This window comes from Frigidibacter sp. SD6-1 (genome assembly GCF_030143255.1).
GTDB lineage: Bacteria > Pseudomonadota > Alphaproteobacteria > Rhodobacterales > Rhodobacteraceae > TMP-24.
Map to the genome: position 1 here is coordinate 71559 of NZ_JARJNR010000003.1, position 21041 is coordinate 92599.

18 protein-coding genes are annotated in these 21041 nt (G+C 66.4%); 5 read left to right on the top strand and 13 right to left on the bottom strand.

Features of this window, described 5'->3' with window-relative positions:
- The first annotated feature begins 10 nt into the window (after positions 1-10).
- Positions 11-766: a monofunctional biosynthetic peptidoglycan transglycosylase gene (gene mtgA, locus P0645_RS06760; RefSeq protein WP_284163818.1), complete on the top strand. Its 756-nt coding sequence runs from the start codon at positions 11-13 to the stop codon at positions 764-766.
- A 102-nt stretch (positions 767-868) separates the two neighbouring features.
- Here the strand turns inward: mtgA and P0645_RS06765 are convergent, their stop codons facing one another.
- From P0645_RS06765 to P0645_RS06785, 5 genes are all read right to left on the bottom strand, one after another.
- Positions 869-1786 (bottom strand): sugar kinase, encoded by a 918-nt coding sequence (locus tag P0645_RS06765; protein ID WP_284163819.1) that lies wholly within the window; start codon positions 1784-1786, stop codon positions 869-871.
- A gap of 33 nt (positions 1787-1819) precedes the next feature.
- Positions 1820-2074, bottom strand: a complete 255-nt coding sequence (locus P0645_RS06770; RefSeq protein WP_284163820.1) for a GlsB/YeaQ/YmgE family stress response membrane protein — start codon at positions 2072-2074, stop codon at positions 1820-1822.
- A gap of 78 nt (positions 2075-2152) precedes the next feature.
- Positions 2153-2731 (bottom strand): ferric reductase-like transmembrane domain-containing protein, encoded by a 579-nt coding sequence (locus P0645_RS06775; RefSeq protein WP_284163821.1) that lies wholly within the window; start codon positions 2729-2731, stop codon positions 2153-2155.
- 12 nt (positions 2732-2743) lie between these two features.
- Complete coding sequence (locus P0645_RS06780) at positions 2744-4231, bottom strand: NAD(P)/FAD-dependent oxidoreductase (RefSeq protein WP_284164114.1); 1488 nt, start codon at positions 4229-4231, stop codon at positions 2744-2746.
- Between the two features lie 288 nt (positions 4232-4519).
- Positions 4520-5866, bottom strand: coding sequence for a nucleotide sugar dehydrogenase (locus P0645_RS06785; RefSeq protein WP_284163822.1), 1347 nt, complete (start codon positions 5864-5866; stop codon positions 4520-4522).
- A 391-nt stretch (positions 5867-6257) separates the two neighbouring features.
- Here P0645_RS06785 and P0645_RS06790 point away from each other — a divergent pair, with 391 nt between their 5' ends.
- From P0645_RS06790 to P0645_RS06805, 4 genes are all read left to right on the top strand, one after another.
- Positions 6258-7229: an NAD-dependent epimerase/dehydratase family protein gene (locus P0645_RS06790; RefSeq protein ID WP_284163823.1), complete on the top strand. Its 972-nt coding sequence runs from the start codon at positions 6258-6260 to the stop codon at positions 7227-7229.
- The gene (locus tag P0645_RS06795) at positions 7229-8677 is read left to right on the top strand and encodes a glycosyltransferase family 39 protein (RefSeq protein ID WP_284163824.1); all 1449 of its coding nucleotides are present in this window, start codon (positions 7229-7231) and stop codon (positions 8675-8677) included. Before P0645_RS06790 ends, P0645_RS06795 begins: the two co-directional genes overlap by 1 nt.
- Positions 8678-8681: 4 nt before the next feature.
- The gene (locus tag P0645_RS06800) at positions 8682-10214 is read left to right on the top strand and encodes a GMC family oxidoreductase (RefSeq protein WP_284163825.1); all 1533 of its coding nucleotides are present in this window, start codon (positions 8682-8684) and stop codon (positions 10212-10214) included.
- 131 nt (positions 10215-10345) lie between these two features.
- Complete coding sequence (locus P0645_RS06805) at positions 10346-11515, top strand: HupE/UreJ family protein (protein WP_284163826.1); 1170 nt, start codon at positions 10346-10348, stop codon at positions 11513-11515.
- A 16-nt stretch (positions 11516-11531) separates the two neighbouring features.
- Here the strand turns inward: P0645_RS06805 and P0645_RS06810 are convergent, their stop codons facing one another.
- The 8 genes from P0645_RS06810 to P0645_RS06845 form a co-directional block, all read right to left on the bottom strand.
- Complete coding sequence (locus P0645_RS06810) at positions 11532-12803, bottom strand: glycosyltransferase (RefSeq protein WP_284163827.1); 1272 nt, start codon at positions 12801-12803, stop codon at positions 11532-11534.
- Complete coding sequence (locus P0645_RS06815) at positions 12803-14242, bottom strand: oligosaccharide flippase family protein (protein WP_284163828.1); 1440 nt, start codon at positions 14240-14242, stop codon at positions 12803-12805. Before P0645_RS06815 ends, P0645_RS06810 begins: the two co-directional genes overlap by 1 nt.
- Complete coding sequence (locus P0645_RS06820) at positions 14242-15003, bottom strand: polysaccharide deacetylase family protein (protein ID WP_284163829.1); 762 nt, start codon at positions 15001-15003, stop codon at positions 14242-14244. Before P0645_RS06820 ends, P0645_RS06815 begins: the two co-directional genes overlap by 1 nt.
- 126 nt (positions 15004-15129) lie before the next feature.
- Positions 15130-16554: a protoporphyrinogen/coproporphyrinogen oxidase gene (locus P0645_RS06825; RefSeq protein WP_284163830.1), complete on the bottom strand. Its 1425-nt coding sequence runs from the start codon at positions 16552-16554 to the stop codon at positions 15130-15132.
- A 2-nt stretch (positions 16555-16556) separates the two neighbouring features.
- Positions 16557-17504 carry a lysylphosphatidylglycerol synthase transmembrane domain-containing protein gene (locus P0645_RS06830; RefSeq protein ID WP_284163831.1) on the bottom strand — a complete coding sequence of 316 codons (948 nt, stop codon included), beginning with the start codon at positions 17502-17504 and terminating at the stop codon, positions 16557-16559.
- Positions 17505-17639: 135 nt separating this feature from the next.
- Positions 17640-18611, bottom strand: a complete 972-nt coding sequence (locus P0645_RS06835) for a glycosyltransferase family 2 protein (protein ID WP_284163833.1) — start codon at positions 18609-18611, stop codon at positions 17640-17642.
- Entirely contained in the window at positions 18601-19605 is a 1005-nt protein-coding gene (locus tag P0645_RS06840) for a glycosyltransferase family 2 protein (protein ID WP_284163834.1), read from the bottom strand. Before P0645_RS06840 ends, P0645_RS06835 begins: the two co-directional genes overlap by 11 nt.
- Complete coding sequence (locus P0645_RS06845) at positions 19605-21035, bottom strand: glycosyltransferase family protein (protein ID WP_284163835.1); 1431 nt, start codon at positions 21033-21035, stop codon at positions 19605-19607. Before P0645_RS06845 ends, P0645_RS06840 begins: the two co-directional genes overlap by 1 nt.
- Between the last annotated feature and the right edge of the window lie 6 nt (positions 21036-21041).

A 21041-nucleotide genomic window follows, 5' to 3' on the forward strand; every position in this document is an offset into this window, starting at 1 on the left:
CTATGAGGCCATGGCCGAGCGCGCGAAAAAACCCAAAACCGCCTCGCGGCAAGCGAAGCGCCCCGCTCCGCAGGCGGACATTCCGACCTGGGGCGAGCTGGCGCGCATGACCGCGCGGCTTCTTGCGCGCGGGCTTCTCTATGCGACGGGCGCGTTCCTTGCGCTTGTCGTGATCTACGCCTTCGTGAACCCGCGCCTGACCCCTTACATAACCGCCGAACGGTTCCGACTGGGCGGGATCGAGCGGACCTGGGTCGCGATCGGTGACATGCCGCCGGTGGTGGCGCGCGCCTTCGTGGCGGCGGAAGATGCGAACTTCTGCCAGCATTGGGGCTTCGACGTCAAAGCGATCCGCGCCGCGATCGAGGAGGGCGAGGGGCGGGGCGCCTCGACCATATCGCAGCAGGTCACCAAGAATGTCTTCCTCTGGCAGGGGCGATCCTGGCTCCGCAAGGCGCTCGAGGGCATCATGACGCCGGTGGTGGAGCTTGTGTGGACCAAGCGACGCATCCTTGAGGTCTATCTGAACGTGGCCGAGACCGGTCCCGGCCTCTTCGGCGTCGATGCCGCCGCGCGGCATTACTTCGGCGTCGGCGCGGCGGACCTGACCCCGCAACAAGCCGCGCGCCTTGCGGCGGTTCTGCCCGATCCCAAGGGCCGGAACCCGGCGAAGAACTCGGGCTATATCAAACGCCGCGCCGCGCAGATCGTGCAGGGTGCCGAGACGATCGCCGTCGATGGCCGCGCCGCCTGTTTTGAAGGCTGATACCAGACTGCCCGCTCCAGTGTCCGGATTTCGATACGAAATCCGGATCGGACCCTTTCAAAGGGTCCGGCCCGAAATCTTTGCAAGATTTCGGCGTGCGCCTCAGATATCGACGAGGGCGCCGCGCTGGCCGATGACGCGCCCCGAAACGGCCGCGGCTTTGGTGATGGCCGTAGCGGGCGCCGCGCCGACAAGGGTTGCGGCGAGGTAGGCCGCGTTGAAACTGTCGCCTGCGGCGGTCGTATCGACCAGTTCGCGGACCGGCGGCGGCTGGTATCGTCCGCGACCCTCGGCGCCTTGCCAGAAGATTTCCGCCGCGCCGTTCTTGACCACCACCTCGCGCGCGCCGCCCTGAAGATAGCGCGCCGCTGTCGCCTCCGGTCTTGCGTCGCCGAAGGCCGCTCTTTCATCCTCGAACGAGGGCAGGACAAGATCCGCGCCCGCCGCCGCACGGCTGATCCAGCAGCACATCGTCTGACGATCGGGCCAGAGACGCGGGCGGAGGTTCGGGTCGAAGATCACCCGGGCGCCGCGTGCCCGCGCGGCGCTGAGCGCCGACAGCAGGATCTCCCGGTCCGCCTCCGGCAGGATCGCCAGCGTGATGCCGGAGAAGACGAGCGCCTCAGCGCCGCCGAATGCGTCATCGAGCCGCGCCCGGTCCGCCGCCAGGAAGCGGGCCGCCGACTGGTCGCGCCAGTAGGAAAAGCTGCGCTCGCCCCGGTCGAGCGAGATGACATAGAGGCCCGGCGCCCGCCCCGCTATCGTGGCAACATGATCGGTGCCGATCCCGGCATCGGTCATGAAGGCCCGCATCCGTGCCGACATAGGATCGTCGCCAAGCGCGGTCAGATAGTCGACCTGCCAGGCCGCGGGCAGCAGCCTGCGCAGATACCAGGCCATGTTGAACGTGTCGCCCGCGAAGCCTTGACGAAACTGGCCGCCACCGGCGGCGTCACCCGCTGGCGCGAATTCCACCATACATTCGCCGATGGCGACGATACGCCTGCTTTCCCTCGCCATGCCGGAGTATCTGCCTTGCCCGATATGTCCGGTTCAGCCCGTCCGCGCCAGCCGCAGAAGCACCAGAAGGATCACCGCGCCGATCGTTGCATGGATAATCGCCGCCACCATGCCGCCCCCCATCCCGAGGCCGATCGCCGGCAGGATGAAACTCGCAACGAAGGCGCCGAGGATGCCGACGACGATATTGCCGACAAGGCCGAAGCCATAGCCCTTGACGATCTGGCCCGCGAGCCAGCCCGCGACCGCGCCGACGATCAGCATCACGATGACAGAGTTCAGACCCATCGCATCCTCCCTTTTGCGGCGAGGCTAGCATGGGCGGGCGGGCGACCCCAGCACAATCTCTCCGCGCGTCGCGGAAGGTCAGGCGCCGCCGTAGCGCCGCCGGGCGCGGGCGATGCGCCAGAGCGACAGGAGGATCAGCGGCAGGCTCCAGACCAGCGCCGGGGCGAGGCCGTCGGTCATGGCCCAGTGGATGAAGGTCAGGATCGCCGCAGGATAGACCCAGCGTTGCAGGCGCTTCCAGCCCGGCCCCATGCGCCGCACGGCGGCATCGGTCGAGGTCCAGGCCAGCGCAAGCATGATCGCCCCCGCGACCCAGCCGGTGGCGATTTCGGGGCGAATGAAGCTGCGCGCCAGACTGCCGAGATTGGCGTTGACCAGCCAGAAGACCAGATGCAGCAGCGTATAGAGAAAGCTTGCCACGCCAAGGTTGCGCCGCCGCGCCTTGAGCCAGGGCAGCGGCCCCAGAAGCAGCATGAGCGGCGTCACCATCAGCGTGACGAACAGAAGGACGGCCGCGATCTCGCCCGACAAGGGCACATAGGCGTGCTTGCCGTGGGTGACGAACCTTTCCCAGGTCAGCCAGAGGCCGGGGGCGGCGAGAAGCGCCCAGAACAGATAGATCCCTGCCTTGCCGCCGGTACCGCGATGTCCTGCCATGACTCGCCTCTGTTATTCCGCTGCGATTGCCGGGGCAGACGCGCCCGCGGTCTCTTCGTCGCGCTTGATCTCGAATTCCTCGTGGTAGGAGCGTTCCACGTTCACATTCCAGACGTCAAGCTTGGCACCGAGGATATTGCGCGCGGCATACATGGCCGACAGCATCGAATGGTCCTGGTTGTTGTAGCGGTGAAGGCCGTTGCGGCCGACCGTCTGGAAGTTTTCGAGCCCCATGATCCAGTCTTCCAGCACGTCGAGCGCCTCGCGGTATTCGCCGTCATAGACCGGATAGGCCTTGGGCTGGCGGATGATCGCGGCGCCGATCACGTCGGTGGCCTTCGCGAGACCGAGCTGCTCCAGCTCCTCCGCCGCAAGCGCGCGCAGGTCCTCGTCCTTCATCTCCCACAGGCCGTCGCCTTCCTGGCAGAAATATTCCATGCCGATCGAGGCGGTGTTCTGGTCGGGCAGCATCTCCTTCGACCAGGCGCGGAAGTTCTGGATGCGGCCGACCTTCACCTTGGGCGAGTGGATGTAAATCCAGTTGTCCTTGAACGGGTCGGCATGGTCGAGAACCAGCGTCACGATCAGGAAGTCGCGGTATTTCAGTTTGTTCGCGGCCTCGACCACTTCGGGCGGCGGCGGCGGATCCATGCACAGGATCAGATCGCGCAGCGCCATCGTGTTGATGAAGTGATCGCCCTCGATCCGCTCTTCGACCGGGGCGGAGCCGTCCTTGGACCAGTGCTTCACATCGACCGAGGTCACGCGGTTGCCCTTGCGGTTCACCCGGACGACCGGCGACTGCATCTGCACCTCGCCGCCCTGCTCGCGCACCATGTCGCGGCATTTTTCCCACATCATGCCGGGGCCGAGGCGGGGGTACTGGAATTCCTCGATCAGCGAGGTTGTATCGTTCGAACCCGAGATCGCATTCCAGACCGCCTTGAAGAGCGACAGGTTCTTGATGCGCTGCGCGGCCCAGTCGGCGCGGATCTCTTTCGGGTCGATGCCCCAGACCTTCTGGGTGTAGCTGCGGAAGAAATGCATGTAGAGGCGCCCGCCAAAGCGGTTGATCACCCATTCCTCGAAGCTTTCCTCGCGGCGGAAGGGGCGGACCTGCCATTTGAAATAAGACAGCATGATCCGCATGCTTTCATAGGGACCGATATTGGTCAGCGCGTTGAAAAGTTTCAGCGGATAGTCGAAGAATTTCTCGCGGTAGTAGATGCGGCTCAGGCGCGGGACGGTGATGAAATCGTCCTTCAGCACCTCGTGCCACATGTCGTCCACTTCCTTCACCTTGGTGAAGAAGCGGTGGCCGCCGATGTCGAACCGGTAGCCGTTGTTGGATTCGGTACGGGAAATGCCGCCGACCATGTCGGACGCTTCCAGCACGACCGGACGATGGCGCTTGCTGCGCTTTTGCAGTTCATAGGCCGCAGTCAAGCCCGCAGGCCCCGCGCCGATGACCACGACGGGGCTCGTTTTGCCGTCATTCATGTTGCTCACCACCACTTCCGAAATGCCAGAATTAAAAAGTCCAAGAAACGTCTCAACAAATGCACCACCCACGCCGTTCCATCATACTACGCCATCTTGCAGCCACCAAACGCGAGATCACATTTTGGCCACATTTCATGACGGATTCCGGAACCAATCCGGGTGGAACCGCATCCATCTTCCGCATCTGGCGCGCAAACGGCGCGATCTTCCGCCGGCGGCACACGCATAAGTTGAATATCGTTGTTTCCAATATGGTAACAGCGCATCGATTCGCCCCTGTGCCGCTCAGATCTTGACGAGCGCGCCGCCGACGGCGGGCGCGTCGGAGGTCGAGAAGACGTTGCGCGTGTCCAGAAGAAGGCGCGCTGCCCGCGCGACCAGCGCATAGTCGACGGCGCTGTGATCAGTCGTCACCACCACCGCATCATAGGCTTTCACCGCCGCCTCCGTCAGTTCGACCGACCGGCGACCGGCAAGAGCGGGGTGATCGCGCGTCACCGGCATGATCGGGAAATAGGGGTCGTGATAGTCGCAGGCCGCCCCCATCGCCTCGAGCCGCCCGAGAATGGCGAGCGCGGGGCTTTCGCGCGTGTCCTCGACGTTCTTCTTGTAGGCGATGCCGAGGATCAGCACCCGCGCGCCCGAAACCGGGCGCCCGCGCTTGCCAAGCTCCACCGCGACGCGGCCCGCGATCAGGTCGGGCGCCTCGTCATTGTTGCGGCGGGCGAGGTCGATGATCGGCGTCGCCGACCCCACATCGCGCGCCCGCCAGCTGAGATAGACCGGCGACACCGGAATGCAGTCGCCGCCGATCCCCGGGCCCGGGTAGAAGGGCATGTAGCCGAAGGGCTTGGTCGCCGCCGCCTGCACCACTTCCCAGACATCGACGCCCATCGCCTCCATCGCCACCTTCATCTCGTTGACGAGTGCGATGTTCACCGTGCGGAAGCTGTTCTCTGCCAGCTTCACCGCCTCGGCGGTGGCGAGCGACGACACGGGCACGGTGCGGGTGACGACCGACGAATAGAACCGGTCGAGCAGGTCGCGCGACTGCGCATCGTCGGCGCCGACGATCTTCGGGATCGACTTGGTGTCGAACTTCGCATTGCCGGGGTCCTCGCGTTCGGGCGAGAAGCCGAGGAAGAAATCCTGCCCGGCCCTGAAGCCGCTGCGTTCCAGGATCGGTTTGACGACGGTCGCGGTCGCACCGGGCCAGACGGTGCTTTCGAGCACCACGAGCTGGCCGGGCCGCAGTTGCGCGGAAACGGTTTCGGCGGCGCGGATGACGTAGGACATGTCCGGCTCGCGCGCCTCGGACAGGGGCGTCGGCACGCAGATCAGGATGATATCGGCGGCAGCAAGGATCGCCGGGTCCGAACAGGCCGAGAAGCGCCCGCCCTTCACCGCGCTGGCGATCCGGTCCTCGGCAAAATAGGAGATCACCCGCTCGCCCGCGTTGATCTGCGCGACACGCGCCGCGTTCAGGTCGAACCCGGTGACCGGAAAGCCGCATTCGCTGATCGTCAGCGCCAGCGGCAGGCCGACATAGCCGAGGCCAACGGTCGTCACCCGCGCCTCGCGTGCCGCGATCTTGTCCTTGAGCGAAGAATACATCGAAAAAGCTGCCGTCATGAAAACCCCGAAACTGGGCGATGATCCAATTTGGAAAGACTTCCCCGCACCGAACCCGACCGTCAAACGCGGGCACCGCATTGGACCCGCGTCCTCATACAATGGCAAAACCTTGGCGAACTGTCGCGAAACCCGCGCCAATATCCGTCGCCTTCCCACCCACTCGACCCAGCAATAGCAGAGTCGCGACCTGTCAGAAATGGCGGAATTCCTGCCCCGTGAGGGCTGGGCCCGCGACGGCATCGCCCCGCGACAAAATCAGGGGCCGATGACGATTGTCGCCCGATGCGCGACAGGTCCTCGTTTCCCGCGTGCGCGATCCAACGGCTGCTGCTAACCTGCGCCGATAGTTGACAGATTACCGCGCGCGGCACGGGGGCGCATTTCAGGCATGCAGATTCTCATTACCGGCGGCGCCGGATTCATCGGTTCCCATCTGGCCGAGCGGCTGGTGCGCGAGGGCCATCAGGTCACGGTGCTGGACGACCTTTCGACCGGGCGGCGCGAGAATCTTGCCGCGCTTGAAGGCTCGAACGCGCTGAGGTTCGTCGAAGGCACGATCCTCGATGCCGACATGGTGGGCGACCTCGCAGGCGGGGTCGATGTGATCTTTCACCTCGCCGCCGCTGTCGGCGTGAAGAAGATCATGGATGAACCTTCCCGCTCGATCCTGACGAATGTCGGCGGGACCGAGACGGTGCTGAAGGCGGCGCTCCGCCGCAAGACGCTCACCTTCGTGGCCTCGACCTCCGAGGTTTACGGGAAGGCGAAGAAATTTCCCTTCAGCGAGGATGACGATCTGACCATCGGCGCCACGAAGAACCTGCGCTGGTCCTATGCCTGCGCCAAGACGCTCGACGAATTCCTTGCCCTTGCCTATGCGCGCGAGGAAGGCCTGCCGGTCGTGATCCCGCGCTTTTTCAACACCACCGGCCCGCGTCAGACCGGGCGCTATGGCATGGTGGTGCCCAACTTCATCGAGGCGGCGCTGGACGGGCGGCCGCTGATGGTCCACGGCACGGGCGAGCAGACCCGCTGTTTCGGCCATGTGGCCGACGTGGTCGAGGCGCTGATGCGGCTGATGGCGGCGCCCGAGGCGCGCGGGCAGGTGTTCAATGTCGCGAACGATCAGGAAGTGTCGATCAAGGGGTTGGCCGAACGGGTGATCGCCCAGGCCGGGTCGCGGTCGGAAATCCGGCTGGTGCCCTATGACACGGTCTATCCCGAAGGGTTCGAGGATATGGAGCGTCGCCTGCCGGACGTGACGAAACTCCAACGCACCATCGGCTTCCGCCCGACGCGCGGCCTTGACGAGATCATCGGCGACATCCTTGCCGAAAAGCGCGCGGCGCGGGGCGTGTGATGACCCCGACCCGTGCCGACCGGCTGGCCCTTGGCCTGATCCTGTTTCTGGCGCTGGCGCTCAGGCTGCCGGTGATGACCGGGCCTTTGTGGTTTGACGAGATCGTGACGGTCCAGACCCATTTGAAATCGGGCTGGGGCGAGATGCTGTCCAGCTATTCGATGAACCATCACTATCTGCATAACCTTGCCGCGAAACTGTCGATGAGTGTTTTCGGCGAGCAACCCTGGGCGATCCGTCTGCCCGCGCTGATCTTCGGGCTTCTTGGCATCTGGGCGATGTGGCGGCTGGCGCTGGACTTGGGCGGGCGGCTGCCCGCGCTTGGTACGGCGCTTCTGATGGCGCTCTTCTACCATCACATTTGGTTTTCCACGAACGCGCGGGGCTACACGGGCCTTGCGCTTTTCTCGACGCTCGGGGTTTTCTACGTCCTGCGCGGGCTGAGGTCGGGGCGGCTGGCTGACTGGCTTTTCTTCGCGGCCTGCCTTGCTGCGACTATCTTCACCCATCTGACTGGCGCCTTCCTCTATGTGACGCTCGGCCTTCTCTGGCTGGCGTTGATCGCCGCCCGCGCCCGAACCGGAACGCTCGACCGCGCGACGGTGACCGGGCCCCTCGTCGGTTTCCTCCTCGGGGGGCTTGTGACGCTGGCGCTTTACGCGCCGGTGGTGCCGAGCCTTCTGGCAGAGGTGTCGGGCGTGGCAAAGACCTCGGCGGGCGATCCGATGCAGGAATACCAGAACCCGCTCTGGACGATCTATGAAGGGCTGAGGACCGGGCTCGGCCAGGCCGGACCGCTGCCTTTGCTGGTCGGTGCGCTGGCGGCGGCGCTGGTCCTGTGCGGGGCGCTGGCGCTTCGCCGCCGCGCGCCCCTCTTCGCGCCGATCACGATCGGGCATATCCTGCTGACCATCGCGCTGCTTCTTGCCGTCGGCATGCGCATATGGCCGCGCTTCTTCTTCACCGACATCCCGTTCCTGCTGTTCCTGCTGGTGATGGGCGTCGGTTTAGTCTGCGGGCGGATCGCGACCCTGCTGCCCGCCCGCCTCGGCGCGGCGCTCTTTCCGCTGGCCATCCTTGCGATGGCCGCCGTCCTCGCGCCGCTGGCCGCGCGCAATTACAGCGCCCCGAAACAGGACCTCGCGGGGGCTTATGGCGCCGTGGAACTGGCGCGGGCGCCGGGCGAGAGGGTATTCGCCATTTCCTATTCCGGCGAGATATTCACCGGCTATTTCGGTGCGGACTGGGGCACGATCTGGACTGACGCGGACTATCGCGCCGCCGCAGATCAGCCCGGGCCGCTAACCGTCGTGGTGACTTTCCCGGCGCGGAACCTGCGCGAATATCCATCCATCGCGGCCGACCTCGAGGCGCGCAAGCTGACAGAGCGCGCTGCCCTGCCCGGCACGCTGGGCGACGGCTATGTCCTGATCCTGCACCGGGACTAGCGGGATGGTCGATCTGGTCATCGGGTCGGGTCCTGCAGGCGTCGCCGCCGCAACGGCGCTTCTGGCGCGGGGGAGGCAGGTCCTGATGCTCGACGGCGGGCGGGAGCTGGAGCCCAAACGCGCGGCCGCGCGCGACCGGATGGCGGCGCGCGATCCGCGTCTGTGGGCGGCAGAGGAGCGCGCCGACTGGCAGGCGCCGCAATTCAGGGCGGCGGGCGGGCAGATACGCCGCTACGGCTCGGACTTCGCGATGGAACCTGCGCAAGAGACTTATGCGGGCGGCTCGGACCGGTTCCGTCTGCGCGGCTCGCATGCCGTGGGCGGGTTGTCGAACCTCTGGGGCGCGGCGGTCCTGCCCTATGCGGCGGCGGACATGGCAGGCTGGCCGATCACCGAGGCGGACCTTGCGCCGCACTACCGCGCCGTCGCCGATTTCGTGCCCATCTCGGGGCGCGCCGACGATCTGGCGTCGGTCTTTCCGGCGCTCGATCTGGCGGGCAGCACGCCCCTGACACCCTCGCCGCAGGCCGAGCGCCTTCTGACCATGGTGGCGGGCGCGCGCGGCCGGCTCGCTCGGGCCGGGATCACGATCGGTCAGGCACGGCAGGCGGTAGCGCCGGGTTGCCGTCAGTGCGGCCAATGCCTGCACGGCTGCCCCTGGCAACTGATATGGAGCGCGCGTCAGTATCTGCCGACGCTACAGGCCGATCCGAACTTCAGCTATCGGCCCGGTGTACGGGTCGTGGCCTTCGAAGAGGAAGCGGACGAAATTTCGCTGCGGCTGGAAAGCGGTGAGACGGTGCGCGGCGAGCGCGCTTTCCTCGGCGCCGGTGTTCTGGAAAGCGCGCGCATCCTGCTGGCCTCGATGCCGGGCCTTGGCCAGCTGACGCTGCGCGACAGCGCGCATGGCTTCCTGCCGATGCTGCATCTGTGGCGCGCGCCGCGCCGCCCCGATCGCGGGCCGTTCCACACGCTGCCGCAGGCTTTCGCCGAATTGCGCGCGCCCGAGGTTTCCGGCCATCTGATCCATGCCCAGATCTACAGCTGGAACGAGTTCTTCGAGGCCGACCTTCTGTCGCGCTATGGTCGCCTGCCCGGCACGGGTCCGGCGCTCAGGGCGCTGGCGCGGCGGCTGCTCGTGGCGCAGATCTTCCTGCATTCCGACCTGTCGGCGCGGGTCTCGCTGACGCTCGCCCGCGACGGCCGCCTTGCGGCGGAAACCGAGGAGCGGGCCGAGACCGGTCGGGCCTTCGATGCCGCCGCGCGCCGCTTCGCGGGCGCTTTCCGGGCGCTTGGCCTTGCACCGCTCAGCGCGGCGCGGCGCCTCAATCCGCCAGGGTCGAGCTTCCACGCCGGTGCGACCCTGCCGATGGCGGCAACCCCCGCGGCCGGGCAGAGCGACAGGCTCGGTAGGCCTTGCGGCCTTTCTCGCCTGCATCTGATCGACGCCTCCTGCCTGCCCGCCATCCCGGCGACGACGATCACCCTGCCGGTGATGGCCAATGCCCACCGGATCGGGAGTGCCGCACCGCTTTGACGGGCGCCTATCAAACCGAAGTGGGATTGCCCCATGTCCGGCGGATCGCAAGAGTTGTTCGGGTTTCAACGAGTGTCATTTTCGACAGAGCTGCTCGGCATTTCGCCTCCCCTTTCCCACAGGAGAAAATCATGATTGCCACGATGCCAGACCGCAGGTCCGGCGGCGTCCTCGGTCGAGTTCTGGCCGCTTTCCTTGTCACCTGCGCGATTCTCTTCACCTCTCTGCCCGCCCGCGCCCATGTGTTCGAAGCCACAGGCGCCGTCGTCTATTTCGACGAGGCGGCCAGGAGCTATTCGGTCGAGCTTCTGGTGAATGTCGAGGCGATCCTCGCGGGCGTCGATCCCGAGGTGAAGGACACAAACGATTCGCCCAGGGCGGCTGAGTACAACCGGCTGCGGGAGCTGCCGCCCGAGGACCTGAAGAAGGCCTATGAGGCTATCGCGACGGAGTTCGTCGGCGGGATGAACTTCCTGATCGACGGTCGGCCCGACCATCCCGAGCTGGTCTCGACCGAGTTCCGCGAGGTGGGTGATCTGTCGAAGGTCCGCAAGACCGTATTCAACTTCCGCGGCAACCTGCCGGATGGTTCGATGACCTTCGCGTTCGGCTGGAAGCCGGAGTTCGGCAAGATCCTTCTCAGGACCGCGGCGCCGCGGGCCCGCACCGAACATATCGAGACGATCGCCTCGGGCGCGATGAGCGAGACGATCGTGATCGCCGACGTGAAGACGCGCAGCGCTTTGAACATGGTGAAGGATTTCATCGTCATCGGCTTCACCCATATCCTGCCGAAGGGCCTTGATCACATCCTCTTCGTGGTCGGCATCTTCCTTCTGTCGACCAGGGTCCGGCCGATCCTGACCCAGGTCACTTCCTTCACCGTGGCCCATACGCTGACGCTCGGGCTGGGGGCGGCGGGGATCGTGAACCTGCCCTCGTCGATCGTGGAGCCGCTGATCGCCGCCTCCATCGTCTATGTGGCGGTCGAGAATATCCTGCGCCCGACGCTCAGCCCCTGGCGGCCGATGGTCGTCTTCGCCTTCGGTCTGCTGCACGGGCTCGGGTTCGCGGGGATCCTCCGGGAATTCGGCATCCCGAAGGATGATTTCCTGCTGGGGCTCCTCAGCTTCAATGTCGGCGTCGAACTTGGCCAGCTGACGGTGATCGCGATCTGTTTCGCGCTGGTCGGCATCTGGTTCGGCGGCAGGAACTGGTACCGGCAGCGGATCGTCATTCCCGGCTCGCTGGTGATAGCAGCGGTCGGGGCCTTCTGGTTTGTGCAGCGCGTGACCATGTGAGCGGGCCGATGAGGCCTCAGCCTTCGCGCGCGCCGCGCTCGAAGGCGCCCTCTTCAAGGTCGCGGGCGAGATCACACCGCCCGCGCGCCCGCGCAGCGGCGGCGAAAGCCGCGCCATAGGCGGCCAGCACCCGGTCCTCGCGCCAGTTGGCTTCGAAGGCGCCGCGCGCCGCTGCCGCCATGCTTTCCCTCGATGCCGCGTCCGCCTGCATCCGGCCCATGGCGGCCAGAAGCTCTGCCTCCGTCTCGAAGAGAAGGCCGCCGCCCGCCGTCTCCACGATTTCGGGGAAGGGGCCGAGGCGGCGGGCGATCACCGGCGTTCCCAGCCGGAAGCTTTCGATCAGGATGATCCCGAACGTCTCGTAGCAGACCGAGGGCACGATCAGCGCCAGCGCGCCGCGGTAATAGGCGTTGAGCTCGTCAGGGCTCTTGCGGCCAAGGAACTGGATGCGCGGATTGCCCGCCGCCTGGGCCTTCAGTTCCGCCGCATAATCGCCGTCGCCGAGGATCAGGAGGTCGGCGTCAGGGTATTTGTCCATCGCCGGGAAGACGTCCTGCAGGCCCTTGATCTTCTCAAGCCGCCCCACGAACAGGAAATAGGGGCGCGGATGGCCCCGGTAAGGCTCGACCGCGCGGTGATCGAGGTCGGGCAGGAAATAGGGCAGGACCGTCATTGGTTGCCTCAGCCCGAAGTCGGCATGTTTGTCGCGCGAGAAGTCCGATTTGGCGATGATCAGGTCGGTCTTGTCGAGTGCGCGGTCAAGAAGCCCGGTATGGCGCCAGAGCTGCGGCGGGCGGCGATAGCTGACCACGCAGCGCAGGCACTGGCGCGCGTCGCACAGTTCCCGCCCGTGCCGCCACAGCACATGGGTCGGGCAGACGAGCCAATGTTCATGCGCCTCATAGACCTTGAACGCATCCCCATGGTCCAGAAGCCCCGGCCCGCCGACGAGCGACATGTTGTTGTACCACAGGATATCGGGGCGCATCTCCTCGATCAGCGCGCGGATGCGCGCGCCGTGCCAGACCGGTCGCCCGGTCTGCTGGGTCAGAAGGTTCGACAGAAACCCGTTGCGTGCCCTCAGGCCGATCCGCCGCACCCCGTCCGGCGCGCCTTCTGCCTGAACCTTGCCGCCGAGGATCAGATAGCTGTCCTCGTCATGGACAACCGTCACCTCATGCCGGCGCGCCGCAAGGGCACGGGCCATGCGCTGCACGCCCACCGCGTCGCCGCCGAAGGAATAGGGCGGGTAGAAGGTTGTGAACATCAGGATCTTCAGTCTGCGCATCACGCCTCCTCGCCCCTTGCAACGCGCATGAACAGCGCGAACCGGTCGCGCATCGCCGCAAGGGCGAAGCCGAGATAGACCGCGACGCCGACCGGCACCGCGGCGGCGAACACGGCGACGGGATGTGTGGCGCCAAGCAGGCGCATCGTGCCCAGCACCGAAAGCGCCATGATCCCCGCGCCGGCCAGCGGCCTCAGATGGCAGACCGCAAGGCCAGGCACCCGTCGCCCGGCGATCTCAGCCACCAGCCTGAAATAGAGGGGCCAGAGCAGAAGGTGCGCCACCACCACCGCACCCGCGACCGCGGCGATGCCGAACCGGGCGGCCAGCCAGATGAGCCCCGCCATCAGAAGTGCCACGCCCCAGGCCAGAAGCGCCACCGTCGCCGCGCGCCCCGCCGCAAGGCAGAAGGCGACCTGGACCCGCGCGATGCAGATATAGACCCCCATGGCGGCAAGGACCGACAGGACCGGTGCCGCGCCCGCCCAGGCCTCGCCGAAGACGACCGCGATCATCGGCGCGGCCAAGAGCGACAGCCCGGCGAAGAAAGGTATCGCGACCGCCCCCGTCAGCCGCCCGAGATCGAGGAGCAGCGCGCCCGCGTCGCCCCCTTGCCGCATCAGCGCCGCGAAGGCCGATTGCGACGCCTGTCGGAGCGGCGTGACGATGAGGAACGAGAGCGTCTCGACCAGCCGCCAGGCGACGGCATAGAGCCCGGTCGCTTCCGGCCCGAGCGTCGCGCCGATCACCAGCGTCGGCACCTGCGTGCCGGCCAGCTCCCCCGCGCGCAGGCCCAGAACCTGCCCGCCAAAGGCGGCTGCCCGCGCAAGATCGGCGCGCGCCACATCAAGGCCAGGCCGCCAGCGGACCGCCCCCCAGGCAAGGACGGCGTTCGTCGTGATCAGGACCAGCCACTGGCCGACGAAACTCCAGACCCCGAATCCCGCCAAAGCCATGCCGATGCCGGTGATGCCGCCAAGGATCACCCCGGCCACCGCCCGGATCGCGAGGATGCGGAAGGCCAGATCGCGCCTCAGGATCGCGACCGGCACCGCATTCAGCGCCACGATCAGGACCGATGGCGCGAGCGCCCGGATCAGCGTCGCCACCTGCGGCTCGCCATAGGCCTGTGCCGCGAGGGGCGCGATCGCCCAGAGACAGACCCCGAGCCCTCCGCCAAGCCCGACCAGCAGCCAGAAGGTCGCGTTCAGTTCCCGCGCCCCCGCCTCGCGCGCCGCGATCAGATATTCCGACAGGCTTTCGCGGACGAGACTTTCGGAAAGGACGATGAAGACCGAAGCCATGGCCAGAAGCCCGTAATCGCGCGCGCCGAGAAGCCGGGCGAGCACCACGAAGACGGCGAAATTCACCGCCTGTTCCAGCCAGTTGCCCGCGGCCATCCAGGCGACGCCGCGGCCGAAGGCGCGGTTGACGCTCATCAAAGCCCGGCCCAGGGCGCCATCAGCCGCCCCTTGAGCCAGCGCAGCGCCCGGCGCCGCGCCAGATAGGCCGCTCCCCGTCCCGCCAGATGGTCGCGCCAGCGGCGAAGATCGGTGAAATAATACATCTCGAGCCGCGGCAGGTCGAAACGGTCATCCCCCGGCCCCACCTCGTTCAGCCGCGTGCCGACCGATGTCTCATAGGCGCCCCTGATCGCCGCCCATTCCCGCCGCGCGGCCTTGCCATAGGGCGGGGCGAAATGCGGGCAGGGGCGGCCCAGCTCGGCCTCGATCTCATGTTTCGCCACCGCCAGCTCCTCGATCAGCTGCGCGGGCGCCAGCTCCGTCAGGTCGGAATGGGTCCGCGTATGGCTGCCGAACAGCACCCCTTCGCCCGCCAGCCGCGCGACTGTCGCCCAGTCCATCAGCGGCCGCGGCGGCTGCCCGATGCCGCGCCAGCCCTCGGGGCGCCCCACGAACTGCGTCGGCAGATAGACGATCGGCCGGAAACCGTAGCGTTTCATCACCGGCCAGGCCGCATCGGCGAAATCCTCAAACCCGTCGTCGAAGGTGATCACCACCGACCGGCGCGGCAGGGTCCCCGCGATCCGCGCCGCATACCAGTCGTCAAGCGAAAGGACCGGCACCCGCGCCTCGGCCAGCAGCTTCATCTGCGCGGCAAAGACCTCGGGCGCGATCGCCGTCGCGCCCCCGACCGTCGAGATCGAATGATACATCAGGATCGAGGTCCGCCAGCCCACCTCAGGTTCCGCTCCCAAACGCCATATCTACTTTCTGTCCGAAAATACTCCGGAGGGGTCCGGGGAGGCAGCGCCTCCCCGGCGGGTCGGCCCGCCGCAGGCGGGACGATACGCGTTCGCGCCCCATCAATCCTCCACCCGGTGATGTTCGAACTCCGCCCGCCGCTCGGCCCAGGCCCTCCGGTCGACTGACCCGTCCTGCGTCAGCACCTCGGCCGCGCCATAGGCCATCGCGAAAGCATGATGGGTATTGTCATGGGCAAACAACCCTTGCCGCCCGAACGACAGGAACCCGTCGAGCGAAGAAAGCCAGCCATCGATCACTTCGAAATGTTTCTGATAGTCGAGGTCATAGACCGGATAGGCCTGCCCGATGCGCCTTGTCTCGCAGCGCAGAACCTCGCATCTGACCGGCAGGCCCAGATCGTTCAGCCAGCGCACATAATGCCGCCCGATCTCCTCGTCCGACATGTCCCACCATGTCTCGCCCGGATTGCAGGGCAACTCGCCGCAGAGGATCGTCAGCCCCTTCGGCCCGGTCGCGGAATTGTAGTTCTTCGGCTCCGACATCCGGCTCAGCGGCATCGACAGTTCGGGGAAGTAATGGGCATCGTACTCGGTGAACCGGTCGGTCTTCAGGATCAGATAGACGAGGATCATGCCCCGGAACCGGATCGCCTTCGCCGCCGCCTGCACGGCCTCCGGCGCGGGCGGGTCCATCAGCCGCACAGCGGTCGTCAGCGGGATGGTCGAATAGACCTGATCGGCAGTCAGCTTCTCCTCGCCCGCCGGTCCCTTGACCACCACGCCGGTCACGCGATCGCCCTCGCGCTCGATCCTGCTTATATCCGCGCCGAAGGCATATTCGGCGCCCGCCGCCGTCGAGGCGGCGACCATCGCCTCGGAAATCTGGCCAAAGCCCTTCCTCGGATAATAGAACCGGCCGGTCGTCGGCCCCTTCATGCCCGGAGCCATTCGCAGCATCTTGCCAAGGATCTTGCCGACCGAGCCCGACGACACCCGCCTCTCGGCCAAGGTCACCGCAAGCTTGTCGGGATCAAGGCCCCAGAGTTTCTTCACATAGGGAAAGTAGAAGCTTTCCGAAATCGTCGGCCCGAGACCGTCGTAGAGCACCGATGAAAAGCTCCGCGCCGCGCCGCGCTTCTTGCGGAAGGGCTTCAATAGCATGTCGCCGAAAAGCCGCACAGCGAAAGCAGGCGGCAGGCGCAAAAGCGCGTCCAAAGGCTTCAGCGGGAAATGAATCCAGCGCCCGCCAAGACGGATGCGGCCATGGCGGGGCTGCAGCAGGAGGTCGTCGCCCAGAAGCGCCTTCACATCGGCGATGACGGCGGGGTCCGCGACCGGATGGAAGCGGTGCGAGCCATAGTCGCACCAGATGCCCTCGATCTGGAAACTGGTGGAATTGCCGCCCGCGCGCTCCGCACGCTCCAGCACCCGCACGTCAGCCTTGCGCGCCTTGGTCAGCGCATGCGCCGCCGCAATCCCGGCGGGCCCGGCACCCAGAACGATCACTTTCGGCTTTTCCGCCATTTTCAGTCCTCAATCACTTTGGCCGCACCGGTCAGGCGCAGGCCAGAAAAGGTCAGGACGAGCGCCCCGAGGATGCCCGTCAGATAGAGAATGCCCTGCCAGGCGAGGCCCGAGGCCACCACTTCGGGCGCGCTGGCACCGAAGGGCACCAGAAGGGCGGCAAGCGAGCTTTCCCGCACGCCGAGCCCGCCGAGCGAGATCGGCAGTGTCGAGACGATCTTGGCGAGCGGCCAGGCGAAGAACCAGGCGGCGAGCGGCACATCGACGCCGACGGGCAGCGCAAGCCGCACGGAAAGCCAGATCAAGAGCGACTGGATTGCAGCGGAAAAGAGCAGCGCGAAGAGAAGGAGCAAAGGCCGCCGCCCGAGGCGGCCGAAGGCGTCCGCGAGCCTCAGCGCCAGCCCCTTCGCGGGAAGTGCGGGAAAGCGCCCCCAAAGCCCGCGCGCCACGGCGGGAAAAATGAACAAGGCAAGGATGGCGCCGCCGATGATCACGCCCGCCATGGTCCAGGCGAGCGCGGGATTGCCGCCCTTCGCCAGAAAGGCGAGGCCAAGAAGGCTGAGGCCCGCCAGACCCACCATGTCGATCAGCCGGTCGCCCACGGCTGCGGCCGCAACCTTCGGCCCGTCCTTCAGCGCCACATGCGCAAGACCCGCGCGCACCGCATCGCCGCCGGCGGCGCCCGGCAAGGCGAGGTTCGCGGCAAGCCCGGCGAAATGCGCGCGCAGCGCCTGCCCGAAAGGCAGCGCGCGGTCCATCAGCAGCCACCATTTGCAGGCGGCCGCGACATGGGCGGCAAGAAAGGCCGCGAAGACGCCGAGGAAGAGGCCGGGCGTCAGGCGGGCGAAACCCTCGAGGATCGCCTCCTTCGGCAGGAACCAGAAGATGAGCGCGAGGGCCCCGAAGGAGCCCGCAGCGCGGATCAGCCATTTGCGCAGGGCGCGGCTCATCGCCGACCCTGCGCGGAAGGGCGCCGCTCTTCGATGCCTTCGGCACTCATCGCGGGCGCCTCCGGCCGCACGCCCGAGGAGCGGCCGAAGGCCGACGACGAGGCCCGGCCGGGGGTCGGTACGGTACGCGTCACCTCAGGGCCTCAGATGCAGGCGCGAGATCATGTCGGCGATGAGCCCCAGCGACCAGATGATCAGCGCCGACAGGAAGGCGAAGATCGTGGTTTCCGACAGGTTGTCCATCCAGATGTCATAGAAGAACTTGATCGCGCCGACGCCCATCAGCCCCAGCCCGAGCGGAATGAAGACCCGGAGCGGGTTGAAAAGCACGGTCATCCTCAGCACAAGGATGATGAAGTTGATGAAATCCACCGGCCGGATCTTCGACTTGCCCACGCGCTTGCCATACTGGATCGGCGTATAGATCATCCGCTTGCCGTTGCAGGACATGCAGAGCGTGATCGTCGTGGTGAAGGAAAACTTCTGCGGCAGAAGGGGAATGAAGGGCACAAGCTCGGACTTGCGGAAGACGCGCAGGCCCGAGTTCAGGTCGTTGAGTTTCCGTTCGGCGAGGAAAGAGGCGAAGGTGTTCAACACCCATTTCGCGGGCTTCCTGATCCAGGGCACGTTCTTCATCGCCGCGCCCCGGTCACCGACCACCATGTCCTGATCGCGGCACATCTTCAGCATCTCGGGCAGGTAGCGCGCCGGATAGGTGCCGTCGGCGTCGATGATCGCCACATAGTCGTGCCGGGCATGCCTGATGCCGCGCTTGAGGCTCGCGCCGTAGCCGGTATTCACCTGATTGGTATCGACGACCACGCCGGTTTCGCGGGCGATCTCCAGCGTGCGGTCCTCGGATCCGTCGTCGATGACGATGATCTCGTAAGGCACCCCGGTCGCGTCCATCTCGGCGCGCACGTCATCGATCGTCTGGCGCACCGCGCCTTCCTCGTTGTAGGCCGGTATCACCACCGAAAGCGACAGCCCCTCGAACCCGTCCGCGACTTTCACGGCAGGCAGGCTTTCCTTCGCCACACGGCTTGTGCGCGCGGGCTTTGCGGCGGGCTTCGTGGCGACCTTCGCACCTTGATCTTCAGGGGACATGCAAACGGTTCCTTACGCCAAAGACATGATATTCGATCAGGCACCAGGCAAAGGCGCCCGCCGAATATACATAATAGACCTGATGATAGAGGATCGCCAAAAAGGCCCTGAGAAGGCCGAGATGGGCGACGAAAAAGGCGAGTAGCGGCCAGTTGGCCACGAGGACGAGTGCCAGAAGACCTGCCGCCCAGCCCCAGCCGATCAACGGCATGAGAAGAACGGACAGTAGGAAAGTCCCAGCCAGGACCGCCCGCGCCCGCTCCCTCCGCGAGGTGTTGAGATCGTCCGACAGGCCCTCGCGGGCGATCATCAGCCGCGACCAGGGCAGGGCGCGGCGGAAGATGTCGGTGTGGATCGCCTGGCGGATCGTCCATTGCTTCAGATGCTTGCCCAGAAGGGCCGGATCGACGCAGATCACGCCGCCAGCCGCGTGGATGCGGTAGCCAAGCTCGATATCCTCGATGGACGGCACGCGGTAGGTTTCCACGTCGAACCCGCCCACTTTCGCGAACCAGTCGGCCCGGACCGCGCCGCAACCCGCCCAGAAGGTGCGCGCCGTACGGCGCGCGGTCTGGTGGTAATAGCGGTGCATCAGGTTCTTGTAGCGCGCGAACCAGCTGCCTTCGGGCGTCGTGTCGTAGGAGCCGAAGACGGCGGCGACGCTCGGGTCGGCGAAGGTGGCCTGCAGGCGGCGCGCGCCGTCGGGCCAGGCAATCACGTCGCTGTCGACGAACCACAGCACCTCGCCCGCCGCTGCCTTCGCGGCCAGGTTCCGCGCGACACCGGGGCCACCGTTCTTCGGCGTCACGATCACCCGCGCGCCCATGATCCGCGCCACCTCGCCCGTCCGGTCGGGCGAGCGGTCGTCGACCACGATCACTTCCATGACCTCGCCGCGCTTGTGCATGGCCATCAAGGGCTCCAGCACCCGCGGCAGGAGATGCTCGGCTCTGAAGGCCGGGACGATGACCGAAATGGTGGGGACGGCGGTCATCACAGCTTCTCGCGCGCAGCGGGCGGGCGGGCCGACCAGTAAAGCAGCATCGCGGCGAGCATCGGTACCAGCCAGACCACCCGCGCGCCATAGCGGTTCGCGGGCTGGGATATGCCGCCGCAGACGAAGGCATTGGCGAGGACGCCCAGAAGGATCATCACGCCGAAGACCCGCAGCCCCTTCGGCAGGCCGGGGCCGAGAAGGAGCACGACCGACAGGAGGAGCGCCGCGGCATAATATATCCGGTGCAGCCGCACCGACGTGTCGATCCAGCGCCGGTCCCCGGCCAGCCGCCCGCGCACAAGGGGCCCGGTCAGCGTTTCCGTCACCACACGGTTGCGCCGTTCGATCTGTTCGGTGGGGATGGTCATGTCGACGCTGACCATGGCCGATTGCTTGAACGTATTGACGATGAAGGCCCCGGCGACGGCGAAAGGCATGTCCTTCAGCACATCCTTGAAGAAACCGACCTGCGCGTCGGATACCGCCTTCTGATCCTCGGGCGTCATCAGACGGTAGGAGCCGAGCCGCTTGCTGGTCTCAAAAACGATATGAGAGGCGGTCAGCCGGTAGGGATCGTCGGAGATATGCAGCGCATCCCAGAGCTTGCAGGTGACGATGGCCGTGTCGGGGCAATTGGCCTCGAGCCAGTCATAGCCCGGCCCGTCCTGGATCAGGCGGGCGGTGATATAGGGCTGGATCACCACATCGGATTTCACCGTCTTTGCGGCAATCAGACGGAAGGCCTGCTGCTGGCCGTAGCCCACGGCAACGACCGCGAGCAGGATGAGCGGCGGCAGCCACCAGCGCCGCCGCCCGGCAAGGACGGCGACAAGCGCCACGGCAGGCACCATGGCAGCGGCGATGCCGTAATGCGACAGGTGCGAGACGATGGCAATCGAGGCGAGCAGGAAGGCGGCGAAAAGCTCGGCCGGGCGCATGTCGCGGCCAAAGGCGGTGATCGCGGCGACCGTGATCAAGAGGACCGGTGCCAAGAGGTCGGGCATCAGATAGGCGGCATAGAAGGGCAGCGAGCCGAACGACCCGGCAATGATCGCGAGCGCAGCGAAAGCAACCGGATCGAGCGCGGGCGCATAGAGGCGCCGCACGATCCGCGCGACGAGCGCGATGGCGGCGACAAGCACGCCGACATTGAAAAGGATCAGCAGGTCGAAAGCGCTGACCGCCGCGAGAAGGCCCGCAAGGAGCGAGTAGAAGGGCGAGCGCGAACCGTCGACGGTATGGGGCGTGGCGCCGCCGCCGCCACCGGCGAGCGCTTCCGGCGCGGGAAGAAGACCAAGGCTGCGAAGCGCGACCACGCCCTGTTCGTAATAGCCCATCGTGTCGAAATAGAAGAGCGGCCGCCCGTTCACGATCAGCACGCTGAAGAGGCCGAGCGTCGCGGCCAGAAGCCACAGCGCCCGTCGCATCGTCTG